Origin of the sequence: Sulfurospirillum tamanense (assembly GCF_016937535.1) — a bacterium.
In the GTDB taxonomy this organism is placed as follows: Bacteria; Campylobacterota; Campylobacteria; order Campylobacterales; family Campylobacteraceae; genus Sulfurospirillum_B; species Sulfurospirillum_B tamanense.
Genome location: NZ_JAFHKK010000018.1, coordinates 20,406 through 44,386 on the forward strand (window position 1 = coordinate 20,406; position 23,981 = coordinate 44,386).

Sequence of the window (23,981 nt, forward strand, 5' to 3'; positions counted from 1 at the left end):
TACTCCCCCGATGCTTTTGGGGGCATAAAAAGGCGTTACATGTAAAGCTATTTACTTAAAGCACTTAAGATGCGTGCTAGGCGTAGTTTAAACCTTTCTTGGCTAAAATAGGCCAATTTTTTACTCACAGGAAGCGATTTCATGGACATTCGAGCCGAGTTTTTACACTTTTTTGAAAAAAAAGGCCACAAGATTATGCCTAGTGCACCATTGGTGCCTGAAGATGCCACATTGCTCTTTGTTAATGCGGGCATGGTGCCCTTTAAGTCGGTATTTACGGGCGAGGTTCCTTTGCCAAACCCACCGCGCGCCACCACGTGCCAAACCTGCATCCGCGCAGGGGGAAAGCACAATGACCTTGACAACGTCGGCTACACCGCGCGCCACCACACGTTTTTTGAGATGCTAGGCAACTTCTCTTTTGGGGATTACTTCAAAGAAGACGCCATCGCTCTAGCGTGGGAATTTGTTACCGAAGTCGTGGGCTTGCCCAAAGAAAAACTCTGGGTCACGGTACACGAGAGCGATGATGAAGCAGAACTTCTGTGGCAGCGCCATATCGCCAAAGAGCGCATTATGCGTTTTGGCGACAAAGACAACTTTTGGCAAATGGGCGACACGGGACCATGTGGGCCGTGTAGCGAGATTTTTATCGACCAAGGGGCGGAGCATTTTAATGGGCCAGAAGATTACATGGGCGGCGATGGCGACCGCTTTTTGGAGATTTGGAACTTGGTGTTCATGCAGTATGAGCGCTCCAGCGATGGCACGTTAACCCCGCTTCCTAAACCCTCCATCGACACGGGCATGGGACTTGAGCGCATGGTGGCTGTTAAGGAAGGTAAATTTAGCAATTACGACAGTTCGTTGTTTATGCCCCTCATTGACAAGGTGGCACAGCTTTGCGGAAAGCCTTACATGTACGACACGGGAGCGAGCTATCGGGTCATTGCAGACCACATCCGCGCAGTGGCGTTTTTGCTTGCCCAAGGGGTAGGGTTTGACAAAGAAGGGCGCGGGTATGTGTTGCGCCGCATTTTGCGCCGTGCGGTGCGTCATGGGTATTTGCTAGGTATTACTGCACCGTTTATGCACACGCTTTTAGACACACTATGCGACTTAATGGGTGGACATTACGCTTATTTGGTGGAGAAAAAAGAGGCAGTGAGCGAGCAGATTCGTCTTGAAGAAGAGCGTTTTTTTGGCACTATTGCCTCAGGTTTAGAGTTATTTCAAGCGGAACTTGAAAATACCAAAGAAGTTTTCAGTGGCGACGTGGCCTTTAAACTGTATGACACCTTTGGATTTCCGTTGGATTTGACCCAAGACATGCTGCGCGACAAAGGCTTACATGTAGACAGTGCACGCTTTGATGCTTTGATGCAAGAACAGCGCGAACGCGCCAAGGCTTCGTGGAAGGGCAGTGGCGACAAAGCCACCAGCGGGGAGTTTAAACCTCTGCTTGAACAATTTGGTGCTAACACTTTTTGCGGGTACGATACCTTGTGTCAAGAGACACGTGTTTTGGCGTTGATGAACGAAGAGTTTAAATTGGTCAAAGGGTTGGGTGCTGGCGAAGCGGGATGGGTCTTTTTGGAAGCCACCCCTTTTTACGCCCAAAGCGGGGGGCAGTGTGGCGACACGGGTGTGCTAGAGGGTGTTGCTTCGGTGCTTGATACTCAGCTTTTCTTTGGCCTTAACCTTTCCCAAGTAGCCCCAAGTGCGCCCCTAAAGGTGGGTGACACCGTTACGGCCATTGTGGATGAAGCGCGGGATGAAATCATCAAACACCACTCCGCCACGCACCTGATGCACGCAGCCCTTAAGCACGTTTTAGGAAGCCATGTGGCGCAAGCGGGTTCGTTGGTGGAAGCGACGCGGTTGCGCTTTGACTTTTCGCATCCTAAGGCCATGACCAAAGAAGAAGTCCAAGCGGTGGAAGCCTTTGTGAATGCCAGTATTGCCAAGGGCGAGGGCAACGTGACGGAGCATATGGACATTGACTCAGCTAAGGCCAGCGGTGCGATGGCGCTTTTTGGAGAAAAATACGGCGATGAAGTGCGCGTAGTGAGCTTTGGGCAAACGAGCAAAGAGCTGTGCGGCGGCGTACATGTAAACAACACCGCGCGCATCGGAAGCTTTTTTATCGTGAAAGAATCTGGCGTGAGTGCGGGGGTGCGTCGCATCGAAGCGGTGTGCGGAAAAAGCGCTTTGACGCTTGCTGTGTCGTGGCGCGAAGGGCTTTTGGAGGCCCAAGAAGCGGTCAAAAACCAAGACATTCTCGCGGGCGTGGGACGGCTAAGAGAAGAGATTAAAACCCTTAAAAAAGAGGTGCAAGCCCTCGCGTCAAACTCGGGTGAAACCTTGCAAAGTGTGATGCTTGGCGGTGTGGAAGTGGTCATCGCTGTGGTGGGTGCGGGAGACATTAAGCAAAGCATTGATGAGCTTAAAAACGCCAAACCTTCGGTGGCGGCGCTGTTGTTTCAACTCAAAGACGACAAGATTATGATAGCTGCAGGGGTAAAAAACGCCTCCTTGAAAGCGGGCGAGTGGATCAAAGAAGTAGCACCGTATGTAGGTGGTGGCGGTGGCGGACGGGATGATTTTGCACAAGCGGGCGGTAAGAATCCTGCGGGACTAGAAGAAGCCAAAGCAGCCGCGCTTTCCTTTGCAAAAAGCAAGTTAGGGGTCTAGATGCGCGAAGTGCTGATGGAAATCTTTGGCAATTTTTCACGCTGGATTATCCTTCTTCATATCGTGACAGCCATGCTGTTGGTGGGGAGTTTGGTGACGATTCGTTTTATTGTAAAGCCTGTAATGGACGGATTGGAGAATGAAAAAGAAAAGCTCTCTAAGGCGCTAGCATTGATGCGTCGGTTTGGGTACTTTGTGGTTCCGGTGATGCTTGTGATGATTATCACCTCGGTTTTCATGAATGTGGGGTTGGGGTTTAAATACGGTGACCCCACTACCTATAATCTCATTCATACCAAAGAGGCGTTGTGGGTATTTATTGGGTTTAATTTTATCTACATGGTGTTTAAGTACAACAATGCCAAAAAAGCCCTCTTGGAAGATGAGTTTGTGGAAGTCCAAGAAAACGTGATTTTGATGTTTAACTACCTTGTTCCGCTTAATGCTGTCCTTGGTATTATTGGTGCCTATTTGGGGATTGTGATTCGAGGGCATTGATGGTCATTTTAGCTTCCCAGTCCCCCACCCGCGCGGCACTTTTGACAAAGGCAGGTATTGCCTTTAGGCAGTGCGGGGTAGATTTTGACGAAGAGGCGCTACCTTACACTTCACCCAGACAATTTGCCTACTACGCAACCAAAGGAAAATGTGAGCGCTTTTTGGAATTGTATGGATTAAAAACACCCGTACTGGCCGCAGACACTGTGGTTACATGTAAAGGAAAATTGCTTCAAAAAGCGCCTACGCCCGAAGCAGCGCGCGCCATGCTTGCACTTCAAAGCGGAAGTGAGGTGGCAATTATGACATGCATGATGTACCGCACTTCGCGTTTGGCGTACACGGATTTTTCTGTGACGCGCTACCATTTTGCTCCTTTTGGGGAGGAGGCTGTGGAAGCGTACCTTGCCAGTGATGCGTGGCAGGGTAAGGCAGGTGCTGTGATGGTGGAAGGATTTTGCAAGCCTTACATTCGTGATGTTGTTGGTTTTGAAAGTACCGCCATGGGGTTGTGTATTGAAAAGCTTTTGCCTTTTTTGGAGCACGCGTGAGCTTTACATGTAAGCAGTTGCGTATCGTTAGTAAAGAGAGCACGCTGGTGGATATTGACTTTCATATTGCCCATTCGATGGCGCTTGTCGGGCAAAGTGGAAGCGGAAAAAGCCTTACCCTCAAAGCACTCCTTGGCATGGCGCCAAAACGTTTACATGTAAGCTTGGAATATGAGGCGCCTTTTGTGCTTGAGCGGGGCAAGAGCGTGGGGTTTGTGCCTCAAAATCCTTTTACGGCATTGTCGCCACTGACGCGCATTGATGCGCAGTTTTTTCATCCCGAAGCAGCATCTTTTTGTGCCAAAGTAGGGCTTGATGCACATCTACTTAAACGCTATCCACCAGAACTTAGTGGCGGGCAATTGCAGCGTGTGGCCATTGCGATGGCCCTTTCCCATCAACCTGCCTTACTTTTGATGGACGAACCAACCACGGCGCTTGATGCTTCAACACGCACACAGGTACTGGAAATGATACAAAAATTGCAAGATGAGCTAGGTTTTTTGACCTTGTTTGTAACCCACGACATGCACTCAGCCGCGCTCATATGCCAAGAAATTGCTATTTTAAATGCAGGAAAGATTGTAGAAAGAGGGCAAATGGACACACTGATTGCTTCGCCTTCGCACCCTTATACCCAAGCGCTTTTAAGTGCTGGGTTTGCCACGAGAGGATTTCGCCAATGAGGATATTATTAGGAATACTAGGCGCGTTGGTTTTGACAGTTGTCGCTGGATTACTGTACGTGTACGCTCAAATACGCTTTGATGCTTACGGAATTATTGATTACAAGCCCAAGCTTACCACCCAAATTTTTGATAGGCACGGAAAGTTAGTAGCCAATCTGTTTGACGGGGAGCACCGTTTGTATGTGCCCTATGAAGCGATTCCTCCGCGTGTTGTCGAAGCCCTTGTGGCCATCGAAGATACCTCGTTTTTTGAGCACGGCGGCATTAATGTAGAGGCGATTTTTCGTGCGGCTATCAAAGACATTCAAGCCATGAAGCTTGTTGAGGGCGCAAGCACTATTACGCAGCAGTTGGTTAAAAATGTTGTGCTCACGCGAGACAAAACCTTTCAACGCAAACTCAACGAAGTCGTGTTGGCTTTTAAAGTCGAAAGTGAACTTACTAAAGAAGAAATCTTAGAGCGCTACTTAAATCATGTCTATTTTGGGCACGGGTATTATGGCATCAAAACAGCGGCGCAAGGCTATTTTAACAAGGAACTTTCCGAGCTCACCCTTAAAGAGATTGCCATATTGGTGGGGCTGCCCAAAGCCCCAAGTGCGTACGACCCCACGCGCAACCTTGACCTTGCGCTTGGACGCGCTAATCAAGTGCTTTCGCGTATGAATACACTAGGCTGGGTAAGTGAAGAAGAGTACATTACTTCCCTTAATGAGCTGCCCCTTGTATACGATGAAACCCTCACTAAAAACCGCGCCCCTTATGTGGTGGATGAGGTAATTAAACAAGCCAGTATTTATTTAGAAGATCTACGCCACGGCGGGTATGAGCTTCACCTTACTATTGATCTTGCTCTTCAAGAAGCAGGCCACCAAGCTCTAAATCGAGAAAAAATAGCTATTTTAGAGCGAAATCCTGAAGCGGATGAAGCTTTATTGAATGGTGCGTTAATTGCCATGGAAAATGGTAGTGGCGAGGTGCTGGCACTTGTGGGGGGTGTGGATTATGGGCAAAGCCACTTTAATCGCGCAACCCAAAGTTCACGTCAACCTGGCAGTAGTTTTAAACCTTTTATTTACCAACATGCGTTGGATGCAGGTTATTCTCCTTTGACGCTTATTCCTGATATTTCAAGGGTTTATTCTGATAAAGAGACGGAAGACGATTGGAAGCCTCGGAATTATGGGGAAAATTTTGATGGATTGGTGACACTAAAAGAGGCTCTAGTACGCTCGCGTAATCTAGCAACCATCAACTTACTTTCTGCTTTGGGGCTTGATGTGGTGCATCGGGATTTAACCAGAGCAGGTTTTGAGCGACTGCCACAGGATTTGACTATCGCTTTGGGTTCTTTTGGAATCTCCCCCCTTGCATACGCGCAGCTGTATTCGGCATTTTCCAACGCTGGGGAGATGGTAAGCCCGCTTATTATTAAAAAAATTAAAGACAGGTTTGGCAATAGTCAAACCTTTCAAGCAAGCAAAAAGCGTTTCACAAGCCCAGAGCAAAGTTTTTTAATGGTTGATATTTTAAAGGAAGCGGTCGAGCAAGGAACGGGCAAAAGAGCACAAGTGTCAGGCCTTGAGATTGCAGGAAAAACAGGCACAACAAACAACAACGTAGACGCTTGGTTTTGCGGATTTTCTCCCGAAATAGAAGTGTTGGTGTGGTTTGGGAATGACGATAATACACCCATGAATAAAAGTGAAACTGGAGGTCGGTCTGCCAGTACGGCTTTTGCGGATTTTATGAAGGAGTATTTAGCGCTTTATCCGCAAACCCGCCGTGCCTTTGTGCGTCCTAATGGGGTCGAGAGTGCTGTGATTGGTGGTAAAGAGGAATACTACACAACCACCTCCCCTTTGCCGCGCCCTTCCCAGGGAAGCAACGGGGCTCAAGAGGGTGGACTCATTTTTTAAGGAGTCACTCTTTTGGGCCGTGGGTTAAAAATGCAAAGGTGTGATTGAACACAAGGCTATCTTCGCATTGGACCAAAAGTAAATCGCCCTCTTGGAAAATAGTAGAGCCTGTTGGCTTTATATACTCTCCTTCACGCTTTAAAAGCAATACAAGAAAGTTCAAGGGAAGTGTGAGTTCGGCCAAGCTTTTCCCTATGGCATAAGTATTTTCATTGATGTAAAATTGTTTTAATGTGCGGCCAAGCAAAGGGGAGCTTGGAGGCTCTTGGGGCGTTTTTTGCGGGGGCGCCTCTACGCCAAGAATGCGTGCCATCAATGGAAGTGTAGTTCCTTGGATTAAAATAGAAGCAAGCACAACAAAAAATACTGTGTTAAAAATCAAAGAAGCATGTTCAAGTTTATACATAAATGGGTATGTTGCCAAAATAATAGGAACAGCGCCACGCAGCCCAACCCAAGAGGTGAACAGTTTTTCACGCAAGTGAAGTGTGCTAAAAAGCAAGGTAAAAAGAACACCCAAGGGACGTGCAATAAAAATAAGCCATAGTGCAATACCAAGAGCAGGAAGCGCTACGGCAGGAAGGTCTGAGGGAAAAACAAGCAAACCCAAGGTTAAAAAGACCCAGATTTGCATCACCCAAGCAAGTCCGTCGTGAAATCCTATGAGATTTTTTTTATGGACAAATTCGCGCGCATTAATGCAAATCCCTGCAACATAAACAGCCAAAAAGCCATTGCCTCCCAAGAAAGTTGCTCCGCCAAAGAGCAGCAAAACCCACCCAATGCTAAAGACCACATACAAGCCATAATGTGCTAGATGAAGTTTATTAAACAAAGAAGGCATCATGACACCAAATCCATACCCCATGATGCCACCTATGAAAAATTGTAAAAGAAATTCCAAGAGTAGCTCTTCAAAACTAGCACTTTGAGGTAGGGCAATAACTTGCAAGATAGTGATAGTGAGAAAGATAGCCATGGGATCATTGCTGCCAGACTCAAGTTCAAGAAGAGAGCCTAAACGCTTGCGAATAGCAAGACCTTTGGCACGAAAAATAGCAAATACAGCAGCCGCGTCGGTGGAAGAGATGATAGCGCCTAGCAAAAATGCCTCAAGAAACGAAACCTCCAGCAAAACATAGACAGCTCCAGCTACTAGCCCTGCAGTCAAGACCACACCAAGAGTAGCTAGCAAAAGCCCCTCTTTTAGAACAGGACGAATAGACTTCCATAGGGTGTCAAGGCCTCCTGCAAATAAAATAAAAATAAGCGCTAAAGTGCCCACGGTTTGCGCAAAAAATGCATCATCAAAATAAATACCAAGTACGCCATCTGAACCTGCAAGCATTCCAATGCCCAAAAAAATAAACAAAGCGGGAATTCCAAACTTGTCAGAAAGTTTGCTAGCAATGACACTCAAAAGCATGAGGCTTGCGGCAATAATTAAATACACTTCAAGCGTGCCCAGCATTTATTCTCCTAAGTTTTTTGCAAAAGTGTAGCAAAGAAAGGCTAAAAAAGAGGGGCAGAAGTAGGAGGAAAGGGGGCCTTGAAGACTCCCTTTTGATTAGCAGGAATAGGTGGTTTTGAATTCAAAAGGCGTAGGTCTGGCTTCGTAGGGCCATACTTGCGTCTCAAATTTGTAGTGTTGGTAGGTATCAATAAAATGTTTGCTCATAACTGGCTTCAAATACTCATTGTCGCGAATCACTGCCTCTAGAGATCCACGAAGCGTGTGGGGCATTTGATTGATGCCGCGCTCACGGATTTCATCCAAAGAGAGCTCAAATAAATCTTCGTCCATTGGCCCAGCAGGCTCAGTTTTGTTTTTGATACCATCAAGGCCCGCCATAAGCATGGCACTAAAGGCAAGGTACGGGTTGCCAGTGGAGTCAGGAAAACGCATCTCAATACGGGTTGATTTTTCACCACTACCGTAAGGAATACGGCAAGAGGCCGAACGGTTTTGTGAAGAGTAAGTCAAGATGGACGGTGCTTCAAAGCCGGGAATCAAACGCTTATACGAGTTGGTGGATGCATTGGTAAAGGCAGCAACGCTACGTGCGTGGGCCAAGATCCCGCCAATATAATAGCGTGCCATGTCGCTAAGGTTTGCGTATTCGCCTTCTTTATAAAAAAGGTTTTTTCCGTCTTTCCAGATGGATTGGTGGACATGCATGCCGCTACCGTTGTCGCCATAGAGAGGCTTTGGCATGAACGTAGCTGTTTTTCCGTTAAGGTGAGCTACCATGCGCACAACGTATTTGTATTTTTGCACATTGTCTGCTGCTTCAACAAGGGTGCCAAATTTTACACCGATTTCACCTTGGGCTTGCGCCACTTCGTGGTGGACTACGAACACCTCAAGGCCCACTTGTTCAAGGACTTGTACCATCTCTGCGCGCAAATCTACCATAGAGTCGATAGGTTGGCATGGGAAATAGCCGCCTTTGGTACGCGGTCGGTGGCCTGTGTTGTAGCCGTCTGGGTAATCAGTGGCATCATTCCAGCCACCTTCTTCGGAATCAACACAATAGGAGGCGCAGTTAATGTCATCTTTGATTTTGACATCATCAAAGACAAAAAATTCATTCTCTGGCCCAAAAAAAGCAGTATCGCCCACGCCACTTTCGCTTAAATGGCTTACTGCTTTTTTGGCGATACTTCGAGGGCATTTTTCGTACATTTGACCTTTGTAAATGTCGTAAACGTCACAAATAACAATGACAGTAGAATCTGCAGTGAAGGGATCTAAAAAGGCAGTTTCTGCCTCTGGGATAAGCACCATGTCTGAACGGTTAATGGGCTGCCAAGCGTCTACTGAGGAGCCATCAAACGGAATTCCACTCTTGAAGGTATCAGGGCTGATGGCGGTCATTGTGTAGGTAACATGGTGCCATGTGCCTTTAATGTCAGTGAAACGAAAATCAACAAATTTTACTTCGTTTTCTTTGCAGTAAGAGAAAAACTCTTCAACGCTATTAACAAACTTTCCCATATGAACTCCTGTGTAAGATAGTGTTGGCAGTATTGTACCGCATTGCTTTGGAAAAGCCACCGCGCATAATGATTAAAAAGTAATCAATTCGCGCTCTCGATTGGAAAAAATTGCACATTTTGTATACCCAAAGGTTTTGGCTAGCGCAACAACAATCTCGCCGCCTTCACCAACATGTTCTGGCGCGTGCGCGTCTGAGCTAAACGTGATAGGAATATTTAGATTAGCAACCTCTTCCAAAAGCAGTGCAGAGGGGTACTGTTCCTTGATGGGCTTGCGGAAGCCTGCGGTATTGATCTCTACAACCATGTTGGCTTTCTTAATGGCCATGAGGGCGTTTTTTGCCAAAAGTCGCACATCTTTTTTAGGGAGAAATTTAAAGACTTTAATCAAGTCGAAATGCCCAACAATGTCAAAATGGCGTGTTTTTGCCATAGCTTCAATGGCATCAAAATAATCCTGCCAAATCGTATCAATACTGCGTTGCTTGTATTCCCCAATAAACTCAGGGTTGTCAAAGCCCCACTCTCCCAAAAAGTGCACTGAGCCAATTTGATAATCACACGGTCTTGATAAAACTTTCTCCTCCATATACCCTCGCAAAAAATCGACCTCATAACCCAAAGATACATGTATTTGATCGGCATATGCCATTTTGGCTTCTTGCACCATGGCTTCATAGGTTTCCATAAGCTCAAGGCTCATGCGGTAACGGGAGTCAAAGGCCATGGGGGCGTGGTCAGAAAAACCGAAGTAGCGACATTCTGTTTTGATGGCTGCTTCTACATATTGCATGGGGGTGCCTGTGGCATGATGGCAAAGCGAGGTATGGTTGTGTAAATCAACAAGCATGTTTACTCCTTGTGGCCTTACATGTAAAGGCTCTTTAAACTTGAATTATACGAAACTTTATTATAATCTTCCCCAACTGTCCACACTTAGGAGTATTGCAATGACACAAGAAGAGCTTGATGCGTTAATGGCTGGTGGTCTTGATGAGATTAGCGAAGAGGCTGCCAATGACACGCCAGCAGAAGAGGAAGCTGCGCCTGAGGAAGAGCTGTCTGAACCAGAGGCTGACCCTGTAGAGGATTTTAATGCAAGCAGTTACCGCATTTCCTCAAGCCTTTCGTGGCCACCACCACCCCCTACCCAAGACCACAAAATGGTGCACCAACTTGATGATGTAACGCGCGATTCGGAAATTAAGGCTACAGAAGTTTTTGATAAACTTGAAGCCATCAGTGCTGCTTTGGGTGAGGTTCAAAACGAAGCAAATGAGGTAACGACCACTCTTGATAACACCGTGGCGCTTTTTGCAACGTTGATTGAAAAATTCCCCAATGTGGAGCGTTTTGCAACCGCCTTGGAAGAAGTTGCTCAGGCAAAAGAAAAAATGGACAACTTGGTGATGAATGCGCAAATGGCCGAAGATGAGATCATGATGACCATGGATATTATGCAGTATCAAGATATCCATCGCCAAAAAATCGAACGGGTTATTAATGTTATGCGCGCGCTTTCACACTACATGAGTAGTTTGTTTGAGGGAAAAATCGAAGATTCAAAGCGTGTGAGTTCTGCTGTGCATATCGAAGGAGATAGCACTACTGCGGATGTGGTAACCAATGAAGACATTGAAGCACTTATTGATACCCTTGGAAAGAAATAATTGAAACGTCCTGAACTACTCTCTCCTGCGGGAAATCCTGAAAAACTGAAGCTCGCTTTAGCGTATGGAGCAGACGCTGTATATGGAGGCGTGAGCCACTTTTCGTTGCGCATTCGCTCAGGCAAAGAGTTTACCTATGAGAGTTTTCATGAGGCGGTGGAGTATACCCATCGGCTTGGAAAAAAGATTTATGTAACTATTAATGGGTTTCCCTTCAATGCGCAAATTGAATTGCTAAAAAAACACATCAGTACCATGGCAGCCATGAAACCCGATGCTTTTATTATGGCAACGCCAGGGGTTGTGCGCCTTTCGCGTGAATTGGCGCCAGAGATTCCAGTGCATCTCTCTACGCAAGCCAACGTGCTCAATTACCTTGATGCGCAAGTGTATTGGGATCTTGGGGTAAAACGTATTGTCGCAGCACGTGAAATTGGACTCAAGGATTTGGCGGGCATTAAAGAGCGATTGCCAGAGCTTGAACTAGAAGCCTTTGTGCACGGGTCAATGTGCTTTGCCTACAGTGGAAGGTGCCTGATAAGCTCCGTACAAAGTGGGCGCGTGCCCAACCGCGGGAGTTGCGCCAACGATTGCCGTTTTCCTTACACCTTGTATGCCAAGAATGAAGAAACAGACACTTTATTTCGCCTTGAAGAAGACGAAACGGGTACACATATCATGAATGCCAAAGATTTGAATTTGGCTGTACATGTAGAAGAAATTATCCAAAGCGGCGTGGTGGACGCGCTAAAAATCGAAGGACGCACCAAGAGTCCTTATTATGTTGCCACAACGGCCAGGGCGTATCGCATGGCAATTGAAGACGCACTTGTGGGAAATTTTCAACCCAAGCGTTACGAGGAAGAGCTTGATACCATCAAAAATCGTGGGTTTTTTGATGGGTATTTGGTGCATCGCCCTTTTGAAAAACACCAAGCGCAAAATTTGAAAACTTCTATCGTGGAGGGAAGCGCTCAAGTATTTGCACTTGTGGATGAAAGTGGCAGTTTTTTTCATGCCAAAGACACAGTAGCACCAGCGCAATGGTATGAAGTGGTGACGCCCTATAATGCTCCATTTGTAGCGCCCATGTGTAATGAAATTGGTGAGATTAAAACAGCCCAAGGGAAAACGTGGCTACAGTTTTTTCAGATTGAAACGGATCTTGGTAAAAAACTAGAGGCTATTCACAGCGGCAACACGAATGCTGTAAAACTACCTTGCGCGCTTCCTCCTTTCTCATTTTTGCGCAAGTAATTCAAGGAAGCTACATGCGATTTGTTTCTATTTTAATGCCCAGTAAAAGTAACATGGATGTTATGAGTGAATGTGCAAAAACGTTGGAAAAATTTGGCGTAAAGCATGAGGTTTTGATCACCTCTGCGCACCGAAGCCTTGAGCGAACGCAAGCCTATGTTAAGGAGGCGGAATCCAGGGGCGCACAGCTGTTTATTGTTGGGGCGGGCATGGCGGCGCATTTGGCGGGCGTGGTGGCTGCTTTAACAACAAGACCTGTTATTGGCGTACCTTTAAATACATCACCGCTGCACGGCGTAGACGCGCTGCTGTCAACCGTTCAAATGCCTAGTGGTATCCCTGTTGGGGTAATGGCTATTGGAAGCGCGGGCGCTACCAATAGTGCTTTTTTGGCAATGCAAATTTTGGCATTAGAAGACGCAGAATTAGACGCCAAGCTCAAAGAGGATCGCATTTTGAAGGCAAAAAAGGTCGAAGTCGATTCAGAGGATATTGAAGTGAGACTTTTATAACACAAAGGACAACCCATGCAAACGTGGCTTGAAATGGATGAGTTTTGCAAATTGGTGCACCTTGATAGAGAGAGTGTGGAAGCATTGGTTGAAAAAGGAGAGCTTAAAACGCGCAATGAGGCAGAGAGGATTTTAGTGGAAGCATCGTTAGGTAATTTGAGCGTTATTCCAAAACCCACTGCGCCAGTCTCTGATGGACCACTTATTGAGGCAGATTTTGTGGAAAAAACCATTGGGACGATTTTGGGTTTGCACGAAAAAGTCTTGGATGCCAAAGATGAAACTCTTGAGGCACTAAAGAGTGAAAATCGTTTTTTAAAAGAAGCGCTGTTTTCTATGCAAGAACTGTATGATGAAGACCGTAAAACCATCGAAACGTTGACGGAGCAATTGCGCCACTCCCAAGAAGAGGTGGAATTTTTAAAACGCAAATACAAGCTTATGTGGAACCACGCGGTTGAAAATTACAAAAAAGAATCCTAGTGTACATGTAACGCTTTTTGGAGCGCCTAGGTGCCCTTGGTGCGCAAAGGCAAAGGCTTTTTTGAAGCGTCACGGTGTTGGGCACCGTTATGTTGATGTTTTGAAAGACCCTTTGGCAAAATCTCAGTGTAATCAACACGGGTGTTTTCAGATTCCTGTTGTTGTTGTAGGCAGGCGCTGGATGTGTGGGTTTTATGAACTGAAGCTAAAAAAAGAACTCGGAATAAAAGGATAACCATTGATGACATTTTCTCAAATGTTGCTTACATTGCAAGATTTTTGGCAAAAGCAGGGGTGTACGATTGTCCAGCCCTACGACCATCCTGCGGGTGCGGGAACCTTTCATCCTGCTACGTTTTTGCGTAGTCTTGGCCCAAAGCCTTGGGCTACGGCCTATGTGGCACCCAGTCGCCGTCCGACGGATGGACGGTATGGGGAAAACCCCAACCGCCTTGGGAGTTATTACCAATTTCAGGTGCTGATTAAGCCAAGTCCAGCAGATATTCAGGCGCTATATTTAAAAAGCCTTGAGGTTTTAGGGCTTGATTTATCTGCGCATGACATTCGCTTTGTGGAGGATAATTGGGAATCGCCAACACTTGGTGCTTGGGGTCTTGGATGGGAAGTGTGGCTTGATGGTATGGAAGTAACGCAATTTACCTATTTTCAACAAGTGGGCGGCATTCCTTGTGAGCCTGTTTCGGTGGAGATTACTTATGGGGTGGAGCGCCTAGCGATGTACTTGCAGCAGGTTGATTCGGTGTTTGATATCATTTGGAATGAAAACAGTGCAGGAAAAACCACGTACCGCGACGTCCACCATCAAGGAGAGGTAGAGTTTAGCACCTACCATTTTGAAGTGGCCGATGTGCCGATGCTGTTAACCCAGTTTGCGAATGCTTCTAGTGAATGCCAGCGGTGTTTGGAGGCAAAGCTCCCTTTGCCTGCGTATGATTATTGTTTGCTTGCCTCTCACACATTTAATGTTTTGGATGCACGCAAGGCTATTTCAGTAACAGAGCGACAAAATTATATTTTAAAAATTCGAGAGCTTGCCAAAGGGTGCGCAATGGCTTATGTCGAGGCAACGACTCCGTGAGGCAACAATGAAGCTGGGGGAAATTTATGTCCACCTTGACACCCTAAGCCCTTTTGCAACCCAAGAGGCATGGGATAATAGTGGCTTGTTGGTGGGTGCTCAAGACGATGAGGTGCATGCGGTGTGCTTGTGTTTGGATGTAGATGAGCATGTCTTGCAAAGCGTGCCCGATGGCACACTCATCATCGCCCATCATCCGCTTATTTTTAAAGGGTTAAAGGCTTTTGATACAGCTTATTACCCTGCTTCTTTGTTAAAAACCATGCTTAAACGAAACATTAGCCTTATTGCAATGCATACCAATATTGACAAAAGCCACCTGAACCGTTATGTGTGTGAACAAGTATTTGGTTTGAAGGTGATAAGTCAAGAGGAGTACCTGTGTCTTTGCCATTTTGAGGGAGATTTTGAAGCCTTAGCGTTACATGTAAAGAACAGTTTGGGCGTTTCGCAGGTGCGTGCAGTGCCAAAAGAGGGTGCGGTAGAAACTGTGGCAGTAACGACGGGTTCAGGGGGAGATTTTATCGGGCGTGTTAAGGCTTCTTGTTTTTTAACAGGAGACATCAAATACCACCACGCCATGGAGGCCAAGGCTAATGGTTTGGGTTTGATTGACATTGGGCACTTTGAGAGCGAGCGCTATTTTGGGGAGGTGCTTGCACCCTATTTGAAAAATTTTCCATTAAAAGTTATAATGTCGAATTCTAAAAACCCCTTCACCATCATTTAGCACATCATAAGGATAGACACGAATGAATAAGTATTTAAATCAATTAGTGCAACTTTCGACAATTGATCAAGAGATTGACGACTTTGGACCACGTATTGAAAAAATTGAACGGGCACTTAATGGCGCCTTAGACACCAAGCAAGAAGCGCAGTTAAAATTAGATGAGTTGGTAACGCAGACCAAAGAGGCACAGCTTAAAAGATCACAGCATGAGCTACACCTTGCAGAGCTTTCCGATAAAATCAAAGACATTGCGAAAAAAGTCGGTGCTATTAAGTCTGAAAAAGAGCAAAAGGCGCTACAACTTGAAGAGGAAATTTGCAAAGAGCAATGTGATTTTTCCAATGAGGAAATTGAGCGCTTGGATAAGATTATTGAATCTAAAAACGGTTACTTAGAAGAAGCGAAAGCGCATTTTGAAGCAGCAGAGCAAAAAGTTGAAGCAGCAAAAGTTGCTATTGCTTCAGAAATGGAGTCTATCGACAAAGAACGCGCTAGTGTGTATGCAAAAAAAGAGCAACTAGTGGGTCAAATGAGCCAAAAAATCTTAACATTTTATGAAAAAATCCGAAAATGGGCTAAGAATACCGCTGTTGTTCCTGTGCGAAAGCAAGCTTGCTATGGCTGTTTTATGCGCATTAATGATAAAACGTATGCTGCGGTTTTGAAAGGTGAAGACATTGTAACTTGTCCTCACTGTGGACGTATTTTATACAAGGAAGCAGAAGCGGTATAACCGTGAACAAGGGACTCCTTTTTGTCTATCTGGGCGTGTTGGCATTGGTGTATGTGCTGGCACTTCCTGTTTTGTTTTTCCTTACATGTAAGGCCAAGCATCGCCATAGTATCCCTGCGCGATTTTGGCTGTGGAATAACCCATCGTTTTCATATCAGGATGTTTGGCTACATGCATGTTCTTTAGGGGAGGTGAATTCCCTCGCCTCACTAAAGGCGCGTATCGCTGGCAAGACTAGCATTAGTGCCATTACTCAAACAGGCTATAAAGCAGCCTGTGAAGTGGGGGATGAAGGGCGTTTTTTGCCCTTTGAAATACTGCTTCCTTGGTGGGCAGGAAAGCATAAAGTATTGGTGGTTACCGAGGCGGAATTGTGGCTCATGTTGTTTGCAATCGCCAAGCAAAGAGGGATGAAAACCGTTTTAATGAATGCGCGCATTAGCGATAAATCCTACCAGAGCTATTTGCGTTTTAGGTGGCTGTACCAGTCTATTTTTGCTTATGTGGATGTTGTGTTTGCGCAAAGTGATGCAGACAAGGTGCGTTTGGAGTCTCTTGGTGCAAGAAATGTGTGTGTTTTAGGTAATATTAAAACCGCCAGCACTCCTGTTGTGAAGGTACAATACCCCAAGCCAGCACGACGTGTGATTATTTTGGCGAGTACGCACGAGGGTGAGGAAGAGCGCATCTTGCGTGCCTTTGAGAAAAAGCCTACCGACATGCTTATCGTAGTGCCACGCCATCCTGAACGCTTTAAGGGCGTAGACGTTTTTTTAGGAGGCTTGGCGCAGCAAAATCAGTGGACGTATCGACGTTTTTCTGAGGAAGGTTTTGGAGAGTGCGATTTGTTTCTGTGTGACACCATGGGCGCACTTGTAGATATGTACGCCCTTGGTGATGTGAGTATTTTGGGGGGCTCTTTTGTGGAGGGTGTTGGTGGACACAATCCGCTGGAACCAGCTTTTTTTCACAATGCGGTGATCTCAGGAAAACATATTTTTAATCAAAAGGCACTTTTTTCCCAAGTGAAAGGTGCACACCTTGTTGAGCTAGATGCCCTGTCTGACCTACTTGAGCAGCCATTGGTTCCAGCTGTTTTTAACCCCCACGATGCCCTCGCACCTGTTGTGGCATTGATTAACCAAGCGTTGGAGAATAAAAAATGAAAGAAGAAAAAGCGTATAAACTTTTAGCCATGCAGGAAAAAATTTCCAACCGTGCTGCTAAAGATTTAATTGACCAAGGGTTGGTGTATGCCAAAGGAAAAAAAGTTCTTGTGGCCCGTGGAAACCTTGATGTAGATGTTGAGTTTAGGGTTGAAAAACCTGCCAAGCCTACGGTGATTTTTGAAAATGACAAAGTTTTGGTGCTCGATAAGCCCGCCTTTGTGCTCTCTGAAGAGCTCGCCACAACGTATGGACACCCTTTATTGCATCGCCTAGATAAAGAAACCAGCGGTGTGTTGATTTTGGTCAAAGACGAAGAGTATCAAAAAGCGGCCATCGAAGAGTTCAAGGCACTGCGCGTTGAGAAAATTTATTTTGCCGCAGTGGGTGGAAAGTGCATTGAACCTGCAACCATTGAAGCGCCTATTTTGACCGTCAAAGGAAAAGGGGGCGCGGTGTCAAAAATCTCAGCCAACGGCAAGCCCGCGCTAACGCGGATGGAGCCCTATTTGGTAGAGGGTAAGCATTCGTTGGTAAAGGTTTCGATTCAAACCGGAAGAACCCATCAAATCCGCGTGCATTTGCGCTCTATCGGATTCTCGATTTTAGGGGATGAAAAATACGGTGGCAAGCAAGCAGACCGCATGATGTTGCACGCCTATTCTGTAACGCTCTTCGGGCAAACCTTTAAATCACCCTTGCCAAGTGCCTTTAAAAAGTACGGTTTTAGCGGGGTCTAAAGGTTCTTAAAGAAAATTTTCTGTATTATTGCACTCTTTTGTGCATAAGCAAAATCAAACGTAATGAAGTAAAGGAGCCGATGTGTTTGGAGTATTGAGTGAATCGTTTAAAACTGCTGTCAATAAACTTCGATTTGCAGACGATGATAAAGCACTCAAAAATGCCCTTGAAACACTAAAAAAAGCCCTTTTAAAAGCGGATGTGCACCACAAGGTTACCAAAGAACTTTTACAGCGGGTTGAGGCGCACACAAAACAAGCAGGCATTGGCCAAGAAGCTTTTTTAAATGCCATCAAGCATTCCCTTGCTGAGATTTTAACCGCACCTGGCAATCAAGGATTTGTCTACACCTCCAAGCCCCCTACGGTGGTTTTGATGAGTGGTTTGCAAGGCTCTGGAAAAACAACAACAACGGTTAAGCTTGGCACCTACCTGAAGTTACGAAAAAAGAAAGTGCTTATCGCCGCGTGTGATTTACAGCGTCTTGCCGCGGTAGAACAGCTTAAGCAGTTGTGTGCCCAACACGAACTGGATTTGTTTTACGATGAAAGTGGTAGCGACCCTGTCGATGTTGCTAAAAAAGCCTTAGAAAAAGCCAAAAGTGGGCTTTATGATGTCCTTTTGGTCGATACTGCAGGCCGTTTGGCTATCGATGAAGCGTTAATGGCGCAAATCAAAGCTGTTCATAAGGCCATTGCGCCCCATGAAGTTTTTTATGTGGCCGATGCGCTTAGTGGGCAAGATGCGGTCAAAACAGCAGCCTCTTTTCATGAGGCGCTAGGTATCACTGGTGTGGTGCTGAGTAAATACGATGGTGATACCAAGGGTGGTGTGGCGCTAGGGATTGCGCACCAAGTGGGCGTGCCGTTGCGCTTTATTGGCGTGGGAGAAAAGGCGGCAGATTTAGAGGCGTTTTTGCCTGAGCGTATTGTGGGTCGCATTATGGGTGAGGGCGATCTTGCAACATTGGCCGAAAAGACCAATGCTGTGATTGATGAAAAAAAAGCCAAATTAATGAACAAGAAAATCAAAAAGGGAGAGTTTAACTTTAATGATTTTCTAGACCAAATGGAAAGCATGAAAAAACTTGGCAGTATGAAATCCATGCTCGGGATGATTCCTGGTCTTTCGGGAATGGCTGACAAGCTTAAAGATGTGGATTTGGAGAATTCCGTTGAAATGAAGCGCATTAAGGCAATGATTGGTTCCATGACGCTCAAAGAACGTGAGGCTCCTGCCTTGCTTAACAACAGCCGAAAACGTCGCATTGCCACAGGGGCTGGGCTTTCACAAGTCGAGGTTAATCGCTTTTTAAAGCAGTTTCAAAATGCCGCCAAAATGGCAAAAAAGTTTTCAGGGAAAAAAGGCATGCAGGATTTGCAAGCCATGTTAGGACAAAACGCTAGAGGCGGATTTCCGCGCTAGACGGTTTATTTATGGAAGCACCCCTTCCATTACTAAGCCGTAGGACAAAATTTCAAGGAGACCAACACAATGGCAACCGTAGTTCGACTAACCCGTATGGGACGAAACAAAAAACCTTTTTACCGAATCGTTGTAACAGACAGCAGAAAGCGCCGTGACGGTGGCTGGATTGAATCTATTGGGTATTATAACCCATTGAGTGAGCCAGAAACCATTAAATTTGACCAAGAGCGTTTGGCATACTGGAAGAGCGTAGGCGCTAAAATGAGCGACAGGGTAGCTAAAATTACCGGTAAATAACCATGGCACATGCATTTTTAGGCGCGTTTGCTAAGCTGATTGTCAATCACCCAGAGCTGGTTCGTGTAGAGCGCGTGGACGTGGATGAGACGTTTGCGGAAATTATCATTTATGCAGATAAAAGCGACACAGGAAAGCTGATTGGCAAAGATGGCAAGATGATAAACTCTTTAAAAACAGTTATTGCGGGGTACAAGGCTAAAAATGGCATGTCCTATCGCATTACCGTCAAAGCAAACGATGAGTGAGCTGGAAGTTGCACAAATTGGTAAGGTTGTGGGGCTAAAGGGAGACCTGAAGCTTCACAACCACAGTGATTTCCCTGAGCAGTTTGGTGTGGGCGCTACTTTCTATACTGCTTCGGGAACCCCTTTGTGTATCTGCGCTTTCGATTCCCAAAAATTTCACGTTCGCTTTGTTGGCTATGAAGAGAGAGAGCGTGCAAAAACCCTCACAAATACTTTTTTGTACACCACAGTAGAAGCAACCAAAGAAAAATGCACACTTAGTAAAGGTGAATATTTTTGGTTTGATGTCGTGGGTTGCTCTGTTGTGGAAGAGGGTGCGCTGCTTGGACAAGTAGAAGAGATTGAACGCATTGGTGCGCAGGACTATTTTGTAGTAAAAACAGACGATTCTTTGCGTGAGCAAGGCCATGCTGCTACGTTTTTAATTCCCTATGTTGACCGCTATGTTTTACATGTAAGCATTGACAAAAAAGAGATTGCTACTAAAGATGCACGCGATTTACTAGAGAGTATATGATGCGTTTTAGTTTTCTCACTCTTTTTCCTGGCCTTGTTGAGGGGTATTTTTCTGACTCTATTTTGGGGCGCGCTAAAGAGGAGGGGAAGATTGCTGTGGATTTTCTTAATCCCAGAGACTTTAGCCTTTCACGCCACAAAAAAGTAGATGATTACCAAGCAGGTGGTGGTGCAGGATTGCTGATGGGCCCTCAACCGCTTGATGATGCGTTGGCGTATTTTTTGAAAAAAACTCCCCATGCGCATGTTGTTTTTCCTGTTCCCGCAGGCAAGCCCTTTACCCAAAAAGATGCCAAACGTTTGGCAAAAAAATCCCATGTGGTTTTTGTGTGTGGGCGCTATGAGGGAATTGACGAGCGCATTGTAGAAGAGTATGCGGATGAGCTTTTTTCCATCGGGGATTATGTCCTCACCGGAGGAGAGCTGGCTAGCATGGTGATGTGTGATGCCATTAGCCGCAATGTCGAAGCAGTGCTCGGGAATGATGCCTCTTTGGATGAGGAAAGTTTTGAGGCAGGCTTACTAGAAGCTCCCTCTTTCACCAAGCCTAATGAATTTAAAAATAAATGTGTTCCCTCAGAGTTTTTAAAGGGTAACCATGCTAAAATTGCAGGCTTAAAAAAAGTGATGGCGTGTGCGAAAACTCAGTTTTACAGACCCGACCTCTTTGTCAATCAAAAACTAACGTGTCAAGAAAAGGACCACCGATGAGAAATAAATATATCGACGCATTTGAAAACGCACAAGTTGCAAGTAAAAACGTCCCAGATTTTAGAGCAGGGGATACCCTTCGCGTCGCCGTTATGATTAAAGAAGGCGAAAAGCAACGGGTTCAAAATTTTGAAGGCGTGTGTATCGCACGTCGTGGAACAGGTACGGGCGAGACGTTTATTATCCGTAAAATTGGTGCAAACAGCGTTGGTGTTGAGCGTATTTTCCCTATCTTTAGTGACAGTATCCAAGACATTACAGTGCTTCGCCGCGGCCGTGTACGCCGTGCAAAACTCTTTTATCTTCGTGGACTTCGCGGTAAGTCTGCACGTATTAAAGAGCTCAAGCGCCCTCAGTAGTCTTCAAAAACAGCGCAGATTTTTTCTGCGCTGTCTCTTTTTTAATCTCTCTGCTGTAGTGTACATGTAACCTTCTTGTGTTACAATGCCAAATCTCCTTTTAAAGGGACGGCCATGGCAGACAAAATCTACGTCGTTGACACCAATATCATCCTCCAAAACCTCCAAAACATTAAAAACCTCTCCCAAGAAGGCAAAAATATCGTTGTTGTTCCTGAGACCGTACTTATTGAGCTTGAAGATAAAAAGCGCTTAATGGACGAGCTTGGGTATCAAGCAAGAGAGTTTGCGCGTTTTATTGCTGAAGCAAAAGTTAAAGAAGTGGATCATGAAAACGACTACAAAGTCGTCAAGATGTTTCATGACCCGCACCAAATTCATCTTATTGCAAAATCGCATTATGAGGCTGCGATTGAATATAACCACACCTCTGAAAGCAATGATAAACGGATTATCGAAGTAGCCGAAGTGGCGCGTGAATACTATAAAGGGCATAAGGTCATTTTTGTTTCCATTGATGTGTACGCGCGAATTTTCGGACTCTTTAAAAACATTAAAACCGAATCCTTGCACGAAGACCGCTCCGAGGTGCCAAAGCAACAGTTTTTCAAAAGCATCCAAACCACCTCAGCCGTTTTAAATGAAGCCATTTACAAACCCATCACTTGCCTTGACCCCCAGTACCGACCTGACAATTTTTGCTATGAGTTTATCGTGGAGGACGGCAGTAAGGTGTATGGATTAATCTTTAACGAGATGCTTCAAATAGTAAGTGAATTGGATTTTCGCGGTATGAAAGTTAAGCCTGTCAACACCCGTCAGAAATTTTTTATGAAAGCCATTTTGAGCAATGTGTATAATTTGCTTGTGATTGATGCCAAAGCAGGAAGTGGTAAAACCCTGATTGCGCTAGCCTCAGCAATGCGTCTTGTCGACAAGGGCCATTATGACAAGATTGTCTATGTGCGAAATTCCATCGAAAGCCTTGACCGTGGTGCGGACGTGGGATACCTTTCGGGGAATGATGAAAAGTTTCGTATTTATAACATGGCCCTGTATGATACGCTGGAGTTTATTGCCAAAAAGGCACTTAAGCGCAACGAAAATAAAGACGACGCCGACGCTATTAGTTCTAAGATCGTGGAGCTTTCCCAAAAATACCGCATCGAAAAATTGTGGCCAGGAGAGGCACGTGGACGCACTCTTAGTGACGCTGTGGTGATTATGGATGAGTGGCAAAACAGCTCAGAAAACACCACACAGCTGATTCTCTCGCGGCTAGATAATTCGTGCATGGCCATTGTGATTGGCTCCAACCGTCAAATCGACAATCCGTATCTTAATAAATACAACAATGGCCTTACGAGTTTACTAAAGCTTACTGCACAACAACACGACGAGCTTAATATGTTTGCTATTGACCTGCAAAAAGCCGTGCGCGGGCGTTTTGCAGAATTTAGCGAACGGGTGTACGAAAACAAAAAACATTAAAAGAGTGTATAGGCTTTTTTGAGACGCGCAACCCCTTCGTCAATCTTTTCGTGGCTTGTGTGGGTGAAATTCAACCGCATGGTATTTTGCCCACCTCCGCAAGGGAAAAACACAGACCCTGGTACAAAAGCCACGTGATGTTTGATGGCCTCATGAAACAAGGCCATGGTATCGCGCCCATCGTTTAAGCTAGCCCAGACAAACATTCCGCCTTCTGGCACCTCTACATGTAAGGCTTCTTTGAAGTGTTCTTTGAGTGTGTTGACCATGATGTTGCGTTTTTCCATGTAGGCGCGTTTAAGCCTTTTTTGGTGGGTGCGCAAGGTGTCATTAGTCATCATCTCATGCAACACGCGCTGAAAAAAATAACTGCTTTGCAAGTCCGTGCACTCTTTGAATTTAATACAGGCTTCCAGTGCTTCTTGGGGGCCATAAAGCCAACCAAGCCTAAAATCGGGAGCCGCAACCTTAGAGGCGGTGCCCAAAACAATTGTGCCTTCTGGATAAAGCGAGGCGTAAGAAGGTGGCGTGGTGCCCTCGTAACGCAAGGCACCGTAAGGGTCATCTTCGATAATCCATACCCCATATTGTTTTGCTAACGCAGCCACTTTACGGCGCAATAGTGCGTTACATGTAAAGCCTGTGGGGTTTTGAAAGGTGGGGATGGTGTAGAAAAACCGTATTGTATTTGTTTGAAACAGTGTTTCAAGCGCCTGAATATCTGGACCTTCGTGGGTGATTCCAACGCTGTGAATATTAGCTTCGTGGGAGCGAAAGAGCTGTAAGGCGGCCAAATAAGTGGGCGATTCAACCACGATGGCATCTTTGGGATTCATGAGGGCGCGACAGGCCAAATCTAGCCCCTGTTGGCTACCTGAGGTAATGAGAATGTCCTTTGCTTGTGCGCGTATATCTTTGTGTTGATATTCCGATGCAAGAGCTTCGCGCAAGGGCAAATACCCTTGTGTGGGACCGTATTGAAACAAAGAAACATCTACGCTTTCCATGAGTGTTTCGACAGCTTTTTTAATAGGGGTGAGGGGAAAAAGAGAGGGGTCGGGTAAACCTCCTGCAAAGGAGATGACGCCTGGTTTTTGGGTGAGCGCCAAGATGTTGCGCACAAAAGAGTGGTTGATGCGAGATGCCCCATAAGAAAGTTTCATGTTTTGCCCTTTGGAAAAGTTAA

General features: G+C 45.7%; 26 protein-coding genes. 22 read left to right on the forward strand and 4 right to left on the reverse strand.

Annotation, left to right across the window (positions count from 1 at the left end):
- The first annotated feature begins 141 nt into the window (after positions 1-141).
- From alaS to JWV37_RS08625, 5 genes are read left to right on the forward strand one after another with little or no spacing between them, the layout of a single operon-like run.
- Positions 142-2,694 carry an alanine--tRNA ligase gene (gene alaS / locus JWV37_RS08605; protein WP_205459388.1) on the forward strand — a complete coding sequence of 851 codons (2,553 nt, stop codon included), beginning with the start codon at positions 142-144 and terminating at the stop codon, positions 2,692-2,694.
- Positions 2,695-3,192, forward strand: coding sequence for a hypothetical protein (locus JWV37_RS08610; RefSeq protein WP_205459389.1), 498 nt, complete (start codon positions 2,695-2,697; stop codon positions 3,190-3,192). It begins immediately after the preceding gene.
- Positions 3,192-3,743, forward strand: coding sequence for a septum formation inhibitor Maf (maf, locus tag JWV37_RS08615; RefSeq protein ID WP_205459390.1), 552 nt, complete (start codon positions 3,192-3,194; stop codon positions 3,741-3,743). The genes JWV37_RS08610 and maf overlap by 1 nt, the downstream gene beginning before the upstream one ends.
- Complete coding sequence (locus tag JWV37_RS08620; RefSeq protein WP_205459391.1) at positions 3,740-4,429, forward strand: ATP-binding cassette domain-containing protein; 690 nt, start codon at positions 3,740-3,742, stop codon at positions 4,427-4,429. Before maf ends, JWV37_RS08620 begins: the two co-directional genes overlap by 4 nt.
- Positions 4,426-6,351, forward strand: coding sequence for a transglycosylase domain-containing protein (locus JWV37_RS08625; protein WP_205459392.1), 1,926 nt, complete (start codon positions 4,426-4,428; stop codon positions 6,349-6,351). The genes JWV37_RS08620 and JWV37_RS08625 overlap by 4 nt, the downstream gene beginning before the upstream one ends.
- Positions 6,352-6,355: 4 nt before the next feature.
- Here JWV37_RS08625 and JWV37_RS08630 read toward each other — a convergent pair whose 3' ends face one another.
- From JWV37_RS08630 to JWV37_RS08640, 3 genes are all read right to left on the reverse strand, one after another.
- Complete coding sequence (locus JWV37_RS08630) at positions 6,356-7,822, reverse strand: potassium/proton antiporter (RefSeq protein WP_205459393.1); 1,467 nt, start codon at positions 7,820-7,822, stop codon at positions 6,356-6,358.
- A gap of 96 nt (positions 7,823-7,918) precedes the next feature.
- Positions 7,919-9,349, reverse strand: coding sequence for a type I glutamate--ammonia ligase (gene glnA / locus JWV37_RS08635; protein WP_205459394.1), 1,431 nt, complete (start codon positions 9,347-9,349; stop codon positions 7,919-7,921).
- A gap of 72 nt (positions 9,350-9,421) precedes the next feature.
- Positions 9,422-10,201 carry a histidinol-phosphatase gene (locus JWV37_RS08640; protein WP_205459395.1) on the reverse strand — a complete coding sequence of 260 codons (780 nt, stop codon included), beginning with the start codon at positions 10,199-10,201 and terminating at the stop codon, positions 9,422-9,424.
- A 100-nt stretch (positions 10,202-10,301) separates the two neighbouring features.
- Between JWV37_RS08640 and JWV37_RS08645 the strand changes: the two genes are divergently transcribed.
- From JWV37_RS08645 to JWV37_RS08725, 17 genes are all read left to right on the forward strand, one after another.
- Positions 10,302-11,021, forward strand: a complete 720-nt coding sequence (locus tag JWV37_RS08645; protein ID WP_205459396.1) for a chemotaxis protein — start codon at positions 10,302-10,304, stop codon at positions 11,019-11,021.
- Positions 11,022-12,278 (forward strand): peptidase U32 family protein, encoded by a 1,257-nt coding sequence (locus tag JWV37_RS08650; RefSeq protein ID WP_205459397.1) that lies wholly within the window; start codon positions 11,022-11,024, stop codon positions 12,276-12,278.
- A gap of 14 nt (positions 12,279-12,292) precedes the next feature.
- Positions 12,293-12,790, forward strand: coding sequence for a 5-(carboxyamino)imidazole ribonucleotide mutase (gene purE, locus JWV37_RS08655; RefSeq protein ID WP_205459398.1), 498 nt, complete (start codon positions 12,293-12,295; stop codon positions 12,788-12,790).
- A 15-nt stretch (positions 12,791-12,805) separates the two neighbouring features.
- Positions 12,806-13,273, forward strand: coding sequence for a DUF3972 domain-containing protein (locus JWV37_RS08660; protein WP_205459399.1), 468 nt, complete (start codon positions 12,806-12,808; stop codon positions 13,271-13,273).
- Entirely contained in the window at positions 13,248-13,508 is a 261-nt protein-coding gene (locus tag JWV37_RS08665) for a glutaredoxin family protein (RefSeq protein WP_205459400.1), read from the forward strand. The genes JWV37_RS08660 and JWV37_RS08665 overlap by 26 nt, the downstream gene beginning before the upstream one ends.
- 3 nt (positions 13,509-13,511) lie before the next feature.
- Complete coding sequence (gene glyQ, locus JWV37_RS08670) at positions 13,512-14,372, forward strand: glycine--tRNA ligase subunit alpha (RefSeq protein ID WP_205459401.1); 861 nt, start codon at positions 13,512-13,514, stop codon at positions 14,370-14,372.
- Between the two features lie 7 nt (positions 14,373-14,379).
- Positions 14,380-15,102, forward strand: coding sequence for a Nif3-like dinuclear metal center hexameric protein (locus JWV37_RS08675; RefSeq protein WP_205459423.1), 723 nt, complete (start codon positions 14,380-14,382; stop codon positions 15,100-15,102).
- A gap of 22 nt (positions 15,103-15,124) precedes the next feature.
- Positions 15,125-15,838 (forward strand): zinc ribbon domain-containing protein, encoded by a 714-nt coding sequence (locus tag JWV37_RS08680; protein WP_205459402.1) that lies wholly within the window; start codon positions 15,125-15,127, stop codon positions 15,836-15,838.
- A 2-nt stretch (positions 15,839-15,840) separates the two neighbouring features.
- Positions 15,841-17,004 carry a lipid IV(A) 3-deoxy-D-manno-octulosonic acid transferase gene (gene waaA / locus JWV37_RS08685; RefSeq protein WP_369407672.1) on the forward strand — a complete coding sequence of 388 codons (1,164 nt, stop codon included), beginning with the start codon at positions 15,841-15,843 and terminating at the stop codon, positions 17,002-17,004.
- Positions 17,001-17,744, forward strand: coding sequence for an RluA family pseudouridine synthase (locus JWV37_RS08690; RefSeq protein WP_205459403.1), 744 nt, complete (start codon positions 17,001-17,003; stop codon positions 17,742-17,744). The genes waaA and JWV37_RS08690 overlap by 4 nt, the downstream gene beginning before the upstream one ends.
- 82 nt (positions 17,745-17,826) lie before the next feature.
- Positions 17,827-19,170, forward strand: coding sequence for a signal recognition particle protein (gene ffh / locus JWV37_RS08695; protein ID WP_205459404.1), 1,344 nt, complete (start codon positions 17,827-17,829; stop codon positions 19,168-19,170).
- 69 nt (positions 19,171-19,239) lie between these two features.
- On the forward strand, positions 19,240-19,470 hold the full coding sequence (gene rpsP, locus JWV37_RS08700; protein WP_205459405.1) for a 30S ribosomal protein S16: 231 nt from the start codon (positions 19,240-19,242) through the stop codon (positions 19,468-19,470).
- 2 nt (positions 19,471-19,472) lie between these two features.
- Positions 19,473-19,718: a KH domain-containing protein gene (locus tag JWV37_RS08705; RefSeq protein ID WP_205459406.1), complete on the forward strand. Its 246-nt coding sequence runs from the start codon at positions 19,473-19,475 to the stop codon at positions 19,716-19,718.
- Positions 19,711-20,235, forward strand: coding sequence for a ribosome maturation factor RimM (gene rimM / locus JWV37_RS08710; protein WP_205459407.1), 525 nt, complete (start codon positions 19,711-19,713; stop codon positions 20,233-20,235). The genes JWV37_RS08705 and rimM overlap by 8 nt, the downstream gene beginning before the upstream one ends.
- The gene (gene trmD / locus JWV37_RS08715) at positions 20,235-20,945 is read left to right on the forward strand and encodes a tRNA (guanosine(37)-N1)-methyltransferase TrmD (RefSeq protein WP_205459408.1); all 711 of its coding nucleotides are present in this window, start codon (positions 20,235-20,237) and stop codon (positions 20,943-20,945) included. Before rimM ends, trmD begins: the two co-directional genes overlap by 1 nt.
- Positions 20,942-21,304 (forward strand): 50S ribosomal protein L19, encoded by a 363-nt coding sequence (gene rplS / locus JWV37_RS08720; RefSeq protein WP_205459409.1) that lies wholly within the window; start codon positions 20,942-20,944, stop codon positions 21,302-21,304. The genes trmD and rplS overlap by 4 nt, the downstream gene beginning before the upstream one ends.
- Before the next feature lie 114 nt (positions 21,305-21,418).
- Entirely contained in the window at positions 21,419-22,795 is a 1,377-nt protein-coding gene (locus tag JWV37_RS08725; protein WP_205459410.1) for a PhoH family protein, read from the forward strand.
- Here JWV37_RS08725 and JWV37_RS08730 read toward each other — a convergent pair.
- On the reverse strand, positions 22,792-23,958 hold the full coding sequence (locus tag JWV37_RS08730) for an aminotransferase-like domain-containing protein (protein WP_205459411.1): 1,167 nt from the start codon (positions 23,956-23,958) through the stop codon (positions 22,792-22,794). The genes JWV37_RS08725 and JWV37_RS08730 overlap by 4 nt on opposite strands.
- Positions 23,959-23,981: the final 23 nt, after the last annotated feature.

Coding starts and splice junctions, on each gene's coding strand:
- glnA (WP_205459394.1), bottom strand. CDS start 9,349: ATGGGAAAGTTTGTTAATAGCGTTGAAGAGTTTTTCTCTTACTGCAAA.
- JWV37_RS08660 (WP_205459399.1), top strand. CDS start 12,806: ATGCAAACGTGGCTTGAAATGGATGAGTTTTGCAAATTGGTGCACCTT.
- JWV37_RS08705 (WP_205459406.1), top strand. CDS start 19,473: ATGGCACATGCATTTTTAGGCGCGTTTGCTAAGCTGATTGTCAATCAC.
- rplS (WP_205459409.1), top strand. CDS start 20,942: ATGAGAAATAAATATATCGACGCATTTGAAAACGCACAAGTTGCAAGT.
- JWV37_RS08725 (WP_205459410.1), top strand. CDS start 21,419: ATGGCAGACAAAATCTACGTCGTTGACACCAATATCATCCTCCAAAAC.
- rimM (WP_205459407.1), top strand. CDS start 19,711: ATGAGTGAGCTGGAAGTTGCACAAATTGGTAAGGTTGTGGGGCTAAAG.
- purE (WP_205459398.1), top strand. CDS start 12,293: ATGCGATTTGTTTCTATTTTAATGCCCAGTAAAAGTAACATGGATGTT.
- JWV37_RS08675 (WP_205459423.1), top strand. CDS start 14,380: ATGAAGCTGGGGGAAATTTATGTCCACCTTGACACCCTAAGCCCTTTT.
- JWV37_RS08645 (WP_205459396.1), top strand. CDS start 10,302: ATGACACAAGAAGAGCTTGATGCGTTAATGGCTGGTGGTCTTGATGAG.
- JWV37_RS08640 (WP_205459395.1), bottom strand. CDS start 10,201: ATGCTTGTTGATTTACACAACCATACCTCGCTTTGCCATCATGCCACA.
- JWV37_RS08680 (WP_205459402.1), top strand. CDS start 15,125: ATGAATAAGTATTTAAATCAATTAGTGCAACTTTCGACAATTGATCAA.
- JWV37_RS08690 (WP_205459403.1), top strand. CDS start 17,001: ATGAAAGAAGAAAAAGCGTATAAACTTTTAGCCATGCAGGAAAAAATT.
- JWV37_RS08610 (WP_205459389.1), top strand. CDS start 2,695: ATGCGCGAAGTGCTGATGGAAATCTTTGGCAATTTTTCACGCTGGATT.
- JWV37_RS08730 (WP_205459411.1), bottom strand. CDS start 23,958: ATGAAACTTTCTTATGGGGCATCTCGCATCAACCACTCTTTTGTGCGC.
- rpsP (WP_205459405.1), top strand. CDS start 19,240: ATGGCAACCGTAGTTCGACTAACCCGTATGGGACGAAACAAAAAACCT.
- JWV37_RS08625 (WP_205459392.1), top strand. CDS start 4,426: ATGAGGATATTATTAGGAATACTAGGCGCGTTGGTTTTGACAGTTGTC.
- trmD (WP_205459408.1), top strand. CDS start 20,235: ATGCGTTTTAGTTTTCTCACTCTTTTTCCTGGCCTTGTTGAGGGGTAT.
- maf (WP_205459390.1), top strand. CDS start 3,192: ATGGTCATTTTAGCTTCCCAGTCCCCCACCCGCGCGGCACTTTTGACA.
- JWV37_RS08630 (WP_205459393.1), bottom strand. CDS start 7,822: ATGCTGGGCACGCTTGAAGTGTATTTAATTATTGCCGCAAGCCTCATG.
- alaS (WP_205459388.1), top strand. CDS start 142: ATGGACATTCGAGCCGAGTTTTTACACTTTTTTGAAAAAAAAGGCCAC.